Raw genomic sequence first — 8,989 nt, forward strand, 5'->3', positions numbered from 1 at the left:
CAGCTAGCTCTCTATCGCAACGCGGGCCGCATGCCGCGTTGCGTTACTCACCGTTCCCGCATCCTGCAATTTCCCCTGCAACAACACGTTCAACACCGAAGTGCCCTGCCGATTCAGGCGGTTTTGCAATAAATGCACGGCTTCGACGCCTAACTCCCGACAGGGTACGATCACGCTGGTAATGGCGTTAGCCATTTCATTATTAAGCCGCCAGTGAAAATCGGTAGTGATCAGCGAAATATCTTCTGGCACACGTAGTCCGTTACGTTCCAGTACCCGCTGGACGCCAAGCGTCATCGTTGTGCTTCCAGGGAAAATCACCTGTGGCCATTGTTCTCGCGGCGTTTCTTCCAGCCATCGGGCCAGCGCCTGTTCCGATTCTTCCGCCGTAAATCCTTCGGTAATAATCACATCTTTCTGCGCATTAAACGGAACGTGGTAGCGACGATAAGCCTCTTTGATACCGTCGAGTCGGGCGTGCAGCGTCTCACGACGCAGGGTAGTCATAGACAATACGCGGCGATGCCCTTGTTCAAAAAGATAACGCATAGCGTTGAAACCGATGGCGCGGTGATCGGGTGAAACCGCATCCAGCACGCGTTCTTGATCGTTGGTATTAATTAACACGCAGGGTTTATCAAGGGTTTGTGCCAGTTTAAAAACGGTGGAATCGTCGGTGCCGATAATAATGATCGCATTGATATTCTTATTGTTGGCTTTATCCAGAAAGACTTTAATATCCGCATCCTGTTCTTCCAGCCCACAAAAAGTCAGATAGACATCGTGAGGCTCAATCGCGTCGGCGATCCCCCGCGTCACTTCCTGATAGAAAATATCTCCACGCGCCGTAAAGGTTCTGGCTGGCGCAAAGACGGCAATGCCATTGATCAGCAAACGCCCGCTGGCGAGCTCATCCAGCACACCCAATTTTCGGGCGCAGCGCAAAATCGCTTCCCGCGCTTTCTCACTGGTGTATGACTTACCGCTCAACACCCGCGAAACGGTGCTGACGGAGTAGCCCGTCGTCGTCGCAATCAGGTCCATTTTAAGCTTGCCGGACATTGTGTGACCTCGCTCGCAATGAATATCTGCAAATTTTTGCAGATACAGTGACCTGATTTTAAAACAGAATTTTATGTTGCACGGCAAAATGATAATTAGCCTGCGAGCATTCTCACAAAATCCTTTTGTCTGTCCGCATCACCTTTCCTATTTTCGCTTTATTCGTCATTAGCTCTGAATAAGGTGTGACATGAAAAGCGTAAGATTCGGCATTATTGGTGTGGGTAATATCGGCACGGTTCACGCACGCTATTTACTGGCAGGTACAGTGAAAGAAGCGCGGCTGACCGCAGTGTGCGATATCGACGAGAAAAAACACGACGCCATCCGCGAAGTTGTGGGTGATAAGGTCGAAATCTTCAGTAACGCCCGTGACCTGCTACAAAGCGGACTTATTGACGCGGTGATTGTTGCCACACCGCATTATGCTCACCCTGAGCTGTCGATACTGGCGATGCGCAACGGTATTCACACGCTCTGCGAAAAACCGGCGGGCGTGTATACCGCACAAGTCCAGGCAATGAACGCCTGCGCGCGTGAATGCGACGTGGTGTTCGGCATCATGTACAACCAGCGCCCTAACCCGCTGTATCAGAAAGTCAAAGATCTGATCGACAGCGGTGAACTCGGCGAAATTCGCCGCTCCAACTGGATTATCACCAACTGGTATCGCTCACAGAGTTATTACAACTCCGGCGGCTGGCGCGCCACCTGGAAAGGCGAAGGCGGCGGCGTGCTGCTCAATCAGGATCCGCATCAACTCGATCTCTGGCAATGGCTGGTTGGCATGCCGGTACGGCTGCGTGCGTTCTGCCAGTTTGGTAAACATCGCCAGATTGAAGTGGAAGACGAAGTGACCACCTACGCTGAATACGCCAACGGCGCGACGGGCGTGTTCATCACCACCGTAGCAGAAACACCAGGAACCAATCGACTGGAAATCGCCGGTTCACGCGGCAAAATTGTCGTCGAAGAAGGCCGTCTGCGTTACTGGCGCTTACGTGAATCCGAAGACGCATTCAACGCCCGCTGGCAAAACGGCTTCGGCGAACCGGAATGCTGGGAAGTCACTATCCCGGTCGCCGCCGAGTGCAGTGAGCATCATGTGATCACCGCCAATTTCTGTGCCGCCGTTTTGCGCGGTGAACCGCTTATCGCCCCTGGTCTGGAAGGCATACGCGGCCTGACCCTCTCCAACGCCATGCACCTCTCCACCTGGACCGACGGCTGGGTTGATTTGCCGTTTGATGAACAGAAATTCAAACAGTTGCTCGATGAACGCATCGCCGCTTCGGTGGATAAACAGGTCGAGAGCCGCACCCTCGACGCTTCCGGCACCTGGTAATCAGGAGAGATCATGTTACGCATCGCATTAGTCGGAACGGGAAATATCTCCCACAACCACATTCAGGGCTATCTCGACATGGGCCCGCGCTGTCAGATTGTCGCGCTGGTTGATATCTATCCGGAAAAAGCGCAGGAGAAAAAAGCGCGTTACGGATTACATAACGCACGTATCTACAGCAGCCACCAGCAGATGCTGGAAAGCGAGCCAGATGTCGATATCGTCGATGTCTGCACGCCGCCATACGTTCACGTAGAAATCAGCATCGACGCGCTGCATGCCGGGAAACACGTGCTGTGTGAAAAACCAATGGCGGCATCACTGGAAGAGTGCGACGCGATGATCGCCGCCCAACAGGCCAGTGGCAAAACGCTATCGGTTATCGCTCAAAACCGCTTTACCGACGCCTTCTGGCGGCTGAAAGCAGCGGTAGATTCCGGGCTTGCCGGGAAAATCTGTCACGCGCAGGTGGATTCCTTCTGGTGGCGCGGGCACTGCTATTACGATTTATGGTGGCGCGGAACGTGGGAAAAAGAAGGCGGCGGCTGCACGCTGAATCACGCCGTACACCACATCGACGCCATTCAGTGGATGCTCGGCTTCCCAAGTGAAATAGTGGCGATGATGAGCAATGTCGCTCACGACAACGCCGAAGTGGAAGATCTCAGCGCCGCCATTTTCAAATACCCTTCTGGCGCGCTAACGCAGCTCACCGCGTCCGTGGTGCATCACGGCGAAGATCAGAAGATGGTGATTCAGGGCGAAAAAGCCCGAATTTCCGCACCGTGGGACGTGTTCGCCAGCCAGTCTGCTGATAACGGTTTCCCGCAGGCGACTAACGACACCGTGCTCGAAGACCAACTGCAAACACTGTTTGCCAACACGCCAAAGCTGCGCTGGACGCTGCACACCGGGCAAATCGATAACTTCCTCAGCGCAATTGAGCAGCAAACCGCACCGTTAGTTGACGGCGTGCAGGGCAAACGCTCGCTGGAAATCATCACCGCCATTTATAAATCGGCGATCACCCGAACGGTGGTTTCTCTGCCTATCTCACCAGACGATGAGTTTTACCGTACCGGTGGCCTGACCGCTCGCGCCCCGCACTTTCATGAAAAATCCGCCTCGGTCGCCAACTTCAGCGAAGTGGGTGCGATCCCGCTCGGCAAAAATTTCGATACAGGAGACACACAATGAACAAAAACGACGGTATGAATTACGCCCCGACCGGCAAACCGCAGCCCGTGGTGAAGCCCGGTGAATTTGTGTTTGCCGCCGCCGCGCTCGATCACGGGCACATCTACGGCATGTGCAACGGACTGCTCGAAGCAGGCGCAGAACTGAAATGGGTGTGGGATCCGGACCCAGCGAAAGTCGATAAGTTCGTGCAAACCTACCCGCAGGTGCAAATTGCGCCATCGCTTGAAACGTTGCTTAACGATCCGCAGGTAAAACTTATCGCGGGCGCTGGCGTGCCTTCTGAACGCTGCCCATTAGGATTGAAAGTGATGGCGGCGGGGAAAGATTACTTCGTCGATAAAGCGCCGTTGACCACCCTTGAGCAACTGGAAGACGCCAAAGCGATGGTGGCGAAAACCGGGCGCAAATACGCGGTCTATTACAGCGAACGTCTGCACGTCGAAAGTGCCGTTTTCGCCGGGCAACTGGTGAAACAGGGCGCGATTGGTAAGGTTATCCAGACGCTTGGCACCGGGCCGCACCGCGAAGGCGAAGGCCGTCCGGCGTGGTTTTACGATCGGCGCTATTTCGGCGGCATTCTCTGTGACATCGGTAGCCATCAGATTGAACAGTTCCTGTTCTACACCGGCAACGAAGAGGCGCACATCGTCGCAAGCCAGGTGCGCAACGTGAACCACCCGCAATATCCGCAGTTTGAAGATTTCGGCGATGCGATGCTCGCCGGGGCTAACGGCGCGACCGGTTATTTCCGCTGCGACTGGTTTACCCCCGCAGGCTTGCCGACATGGGGCGATGGGCGCTTAACGCTGCTCGGCACCGAAGGCTATATCGAAATTCGCAAATACATCGACCTGACGCGCGGCGAGCAGGACGTGGTGTATCTGGTGAATAAAGACGGTGAACACCGTTATCCGGTCGCGGGCAAAGTGGGCTTCCCCTATTTCGGCGAGCTGATTAAGGACTGCCTGAACCGCACCGAAAACGCCATGAGTCAGGCACACGCCTTTAAGGCCGCCGAGTTGTGCGTGAAGGCACAAATGCTGGCGAATGCTGGGCGCTAAGGAGGTTGCAATGAGAACGCTCAATGCCGCTATCATCGGCTGTGGTTCTATTCACCGCTGTCACGTCGACGCTCTGCAACAGACACCCGGCGTAGTGCTGCGCGCGGTGGTCGATATCGAGAAAGACAAAGGCCTGGCGCTGGCAGCGGAATATGGCTGCCATTTTTATCAGGATTACCACGAGATGCTTTGTGATGAGGCCATCGACGTGGTGCATATCTGCACCCCGCATTATCTGCATAAACCGATGATCCTTGCTGCGCTGGCGGCAGGAAAACAGGTGTTCAGTGAAAAACCGGTGGGGATGAATCTGGCGGAAGTGGCAGAGATTCGCGAAGCGGAAAAACAGGCCGACGGGCAACTCGGCGTGTGTTATCAAAACCGCCTCAATCCGACCAGTCTGGCGCTGCGTCAACTGCTCGATGAAAACACACTCGGCAAACTGCTCAGCATTAATGCCTTTCTCACCTGGTCGCGCACGCCACCTTATTACGCCGACAGTCCGTGGCGTGGGCGCTACGCCACCGAAGGCGGCAGCCTGCTTATCAATCAGGCGATTCACACACTCGATCTCCTGCAATGGTTTGGCGGCGGTGTTTCGCGGCTCAAAGGCGTGGTGGATTGCGCGAGGCTCAGCGACACCATCGACACCGAAGACACCGCCATGGCCACGCTGGAATTTTCCGGCGGCGCGCGCGGGCTGTTCTTCGCCAGCAACAATCACACCCGCGACGCACCGCTGCAGCTGGAAATCCATTGCGAAAATGGCGAGCTACAGCTGCGGGACAACACGCTGTGGCGCGTAAGCGAGGGCAAACGCGTGATGATCGCCTGCGACGAAACGCCCTACAGCCACAGCAAAAGCTATTGGGGAATCGGCCATCTTCAGGCCGTTCGTCAGTTTTATGACGCGATTCGCAGCGGGAAAAGCGAAGGCGTTACCCACCTTCATGAAGCAGCAAAATCGCTGCATCTCGTGGAGGCAATTTATCGTTCGTCACAATTACGACAATGGGTCTCACTGACCCAATAACAATGCGGTTCCGGCTGTAATAAGATGCGGCACATTACGGTGTGCCATAACAATTTCATCAGCACGAGAATAATAATATGGCTAAACCTACTGAACGCAGAGTGGGGTACGGCGTGGCGATTGGCTACGGCGTTACCGATCTTTTTGGCGGGGGTGCTTTTGCCGTTATCGGCACCTGGTTACTCTTTTTCTATACAACCTACTGTGGCCTGTCGGTGTTGGAGGCAGGATCGATTTTCGCGATTGCGCGCGTGATTGACGCCATCCTCAGCCCGGTGATGGGTTACGTCACCGATAACTTTGGTGATACCTGGCTTGGGCGTAAATTTGGCCGTCGTCGCTTCTTCCTGCTGCTCAGCGCACCGCTGATGTTCCTGTATGCGCTGGTCTGGGTCACCGACATGAGCTACTGGTATTACCTTGGCACTTACCTTTCCATCGAACTGCTTTCCGCGATGGTGCTGGTGCCGTGGGAAACGCTGGCTGCGGAAATGACCAACCGCTTTAGCGAACGCACACGTCTTTCCGGCGTACGCATGATGTGCTCTCAGTTTGGCGGTTTTCTGGCGGTGTCAGTGCCTGGCATCATTATGCAATTCACGGGGAAAGATAATTCGTTAACTTACACACTCACCGGCAGTATTTTTGCCCTGATTTTCTTCATCGCGGTATTCACCACCTGGGCTTGCACCTGGGAAGCCAAAGATGTGCGTGAAGAATATGAGTTCAAACCTGTAAATAACCGCAAATCGGGTTTGTTCAATCATCTGAAATATCTGGTTTTAGATCTCTTGTCCTCATTTAAAATAAGGGCATTTCGCCAGCATATTATTATTTATATCTGCTCATTTACCGCGATGGACGTATTTGGTTCGGTGTTTACCTATTACGTGGTGTATGCGCTGGGCCGCGATGCAGGTGCGGTTTCAGGATTACTGACCATAGCGGCCTTTGTTTCGGTGCCGGGCACATTCGGCTTTATGATGCTGATGAATAAACTCAACATTACGCCGTCCGGCGCGTTGCGGCTGTCATACAGCTGTATTTTTGCGGTGCTGGCCTTCCTGTTCGTGGTGTACATCAACGATATTGCCGTGCCAACGCTGCTGTTTTCTGCTGTGTTTGTGGTGCTCGGCGCTGCGCGCGCGGGGCTGTATTACATTCCGTGGAACATCTACAGCTTCATTCCTGACGTCGATGAGATGGTCACCCGCCAGCGCCGCGAGGGCATTTTTGCAGGCGTTATGGTGCTCACCCGCAAAAGCACAGTCGCGCTGGCGATTATGCTGATTGGGATTGTGCTGGAAGAAAGCGGTTTCGTGAAAGGTGGTGGCAGTCAGCCCATCAGCGCCCTGCATGCGATTATCGGCCTGATGATTTTCGCCACAGCGGCCCTGCTCGCCATCAGCTTCTTGATGACCTATAAATTCAAACTTAATCAAGCCACCCATAAAACGCTGATTAAGGAAATCGCCCGGCGTAAATTGGGCGGAGCCGCCAGCGATTGTGATGAAAATACCCGACAGGTGATTAAAGATCTGACGGGGCTTCCTTACGATCAGGTGTGGGATGCCAGCCCTGCCGACGCCAAAAATAGCGCCGCACTGGCGCCGGGAAGTTAAGCCTCTGGCGATTTTACAGTCCCTTACGCTATACTATGCCTCGATGTTACCGGTCCACAGCCTTCGGACCGGTTTTTTTAGGTGTCATTCCACATTCTATAAACCACTCAACCATCCTTCCGAGGTTCTGACCTGAACGGTTAGAAAAACTATGCTAAACAGTATATTAATCATACTCTGCCTCATCGGCGTCAGTGCGTTTTTCTCGATTTCCGAGATTTCGCTTGCAGCTTCCCGCAAGATCAAACTGAAGCTGCTCGCCGATGAGGGCAACATTAATGCACAACGTGTTCTTAAAATGCAGGAAAACCCCGGTATGTTCTTTACCGTGGTGCAAATTGGCCTTAATGCCGTTGCTATTTTAGGGGGTATTGTTGGTGATGCCGCTTTCTCTCCGGCCTTCAACAAAATCCTTATCAACTACGTTTCTGTCGAGCTCGCAGACCAGATAAGCTTCATTCTGTCCTTCGTGCTGGTGACCAGTCTGTTCATCCTGATAGCTGACCTGACCCCGAAACGCATCGGTATGATTTCGCCCGAAGCTGTGGCTTTGCGGATCATCAACCCGATGCGCTTCTGCCTGTCCGTGTTCCGCCCGCTGGTGTGGTTATTCAACGGCATGGCGAATATGATTTTCCGCCTGTTCAAGCTGCCAATGGTACGCAACGACGACATCACCTCCGACGATATTTATGCGGTGTTTGAAGCCGGTGCGCTGGCAGGCGTGCTGCGTAAACAGGAGCACGAGCTGATTGAAAACGTTTTCGAACTCGAATCGCGTACCGTGCCGTCTTCCATGACTTCACGCGAAAACGTTATCTGGTTCGATCTCACCGAAGACGAACAGAGTCTGAAGAACAAAGTCGCGCAACATCCGCACTCTAAGTTCCTGGTGTGTAAAGACGATATCGACCATATCATCGGCTACGTTGACTCAAAAGATTTGCTGAACCGCGTGCTGGCAAACCAAAGCCTGGCGCTGGCCAGTGGCGTTCAACTGCGTAATGCGCTGATTGTGCCGGATACCTTGACGCTCTCCGAAGCGCTGGAAAGTTTCAAAACCGCAGGCGAAGACTTCGCGGTTATCATGAACGAATACGCGCTGGTGGTGGGTATCATCACGCTCAACGACGTGATGACCACGCTGATGGGTGACCTGGTCGGCCAGGGTCAGGAAGAGCAGATTGTCGCGCGTGATGAAAACTCATGGCTGGTCGACGGCGGTACGCCAATCGATGACGTCATGCGTGTGCTGGATATCGACGAATTCCCGCAGTCGGGCAATTACGAAACCATCGGCGGCTTTATGATGTTTATGCTGCGTAAAATCCCGAAACGCACTGACTTCGTGAAGTTCTCAGGCTATAAGTTCGAAGTGGTGGATATCGATAACTACCGTATCGATCAGCTGCTGGTGACGCGCATCGACAGTAAGCCAACGGTGCTGACACCGAAACTGCCGGATACACAAGAGCAAGGCGCGGCCTAATTGCCGCCCCCGCAGAAACACTAACGGCTCCCAGTGGGAGTAATGCCAGTCAGTTAAGCGACTGACTGGCTGTTTTATATGGCTTTTCTGTACTTGTAGGGCCTTTCCTTTACCACTCTCGGGAAGGCTCTTTCTCTTCTTGTTGGCAGTTTTACCATCTGCGCCATGCTTTCCATA

The 8,989-nt window shown here is 53.8% G+C and carries 8 protein-coding genes; 6 read left to right on the top strand and 2 right to left on the bottom strand.

Translation table 11 applies throughout. The features are described 5' to 3' along the window. Positions 1-3: 3 nt before the first annotated feature. A complete protein-coding gene (locus tag VH187_RS18225; protein ID WP_329702864.1) occupies positions 4-1,062 on the bottom strand; it encodes a LacI family DNA-binding transcriptional regulator in 1,059 nt (352 codons plus the stop codon). Between the two features lie 190 nt (positions 1,063-1,252). Here VH187_RS18225 and VH187_RS18230 point away from each other — a divergent pair, with 190 nt between their 5' ends. From VH187_RS18230 to paeA, 6 genes are all read left to right on the top strand, one after another. Continuing rightward, positions 1,253-2,407: a Gfo/Idh/MocA family protein gene (locus VH187_RS18230; protein ID WP_329702865.1), complete on the top strand. Its 1,155-nt coding sequence runs from the start codon at positions 1,253-1,255 to the stop codon at positions 2,405-2,407. A gap of 12 nt (positions 2,408-2,419) precedes the next feature. Continuing rightward, positions 2,420-3,604 (top strand): Gfo/Idh/MocA family protein, encoded by a 1,185-nt coding sequence (locus VH187_RS18235; RefSeq protein WP_329702866.1) that lies wholly within the window; start codon positions 2,420-2,422, stop codon positions 3,602-3,604. Then, positions 3,601-4,668 (top strand): Gfo/Idh/MocA family protein, encoded by a 1,068-nt coding sequence (locus VH187_RS18240; RefSeq protein ID WP_329702867.1) that lies wholly within the window; start codon positions 3,601-3,603, stop codon positions 4,666-4,668. The genes VH187_RS18235 and VH187_RS18240 overlap by 4 nt, the downstream gene beginning before the upstream one ends. Positions 4,669-4,678: 10 nt before the next feature. After that, on the top strand, positions 4,679-5,701 hold the full coding sequence (locus VH187_RS18245) for a Gfo/Idh/MocA family protein (protein ID WP_329702868.1): 1,023 nt from the start codon (positions 4,679-4,681) through the stop codon (positions 5,699-5,701). A gap of 77 nt (positions 5,702-5,778) precedes the next feature. Then, complete coding sequence (locus VH187_RS18250) at positions 5,779-7,323, top strand: MFS transporter (RefSeq protein ID WP_329702869.1); 1,545 nt, start codon at positions 5,779-5,781, stop codon at positions 7,321-7,323. Between the two features lie 151 nt (positions 7,324-7,474). After that, positions 7,475-8,812, top strand: a complete 1,338-nt coding sequence (gene paeA, locus VH187_RS18255) for a polyamine export protein PaeA (RefSeq protein WP_329702870.1) — start codon at positions 7,475-7,477, stop codon at positions 8,810-8,812. Between the two features lie 74 nt (positions 8,813-8,886). Here the strand turns inward: paeA and VH187_RS18260 are convergent. Continuing rightward, on the bottom strand, positions 8,887-8,989 hold a 103-nt coding region (locus tag VH187_RS18260; RefSeq protein ID WP_329702872.1), incomplete at its 5' end, for a hypothetical protein.

The organism is Scandinavium sp. (assembly GCF_036271055.1).
In the GTDB taxonomy this organism is placed as follows: Bacteria; Pseudomonadota; Gammaproteobacteria; order Enterobacterales; family Enterobacteriaceae; genus Scandinavium.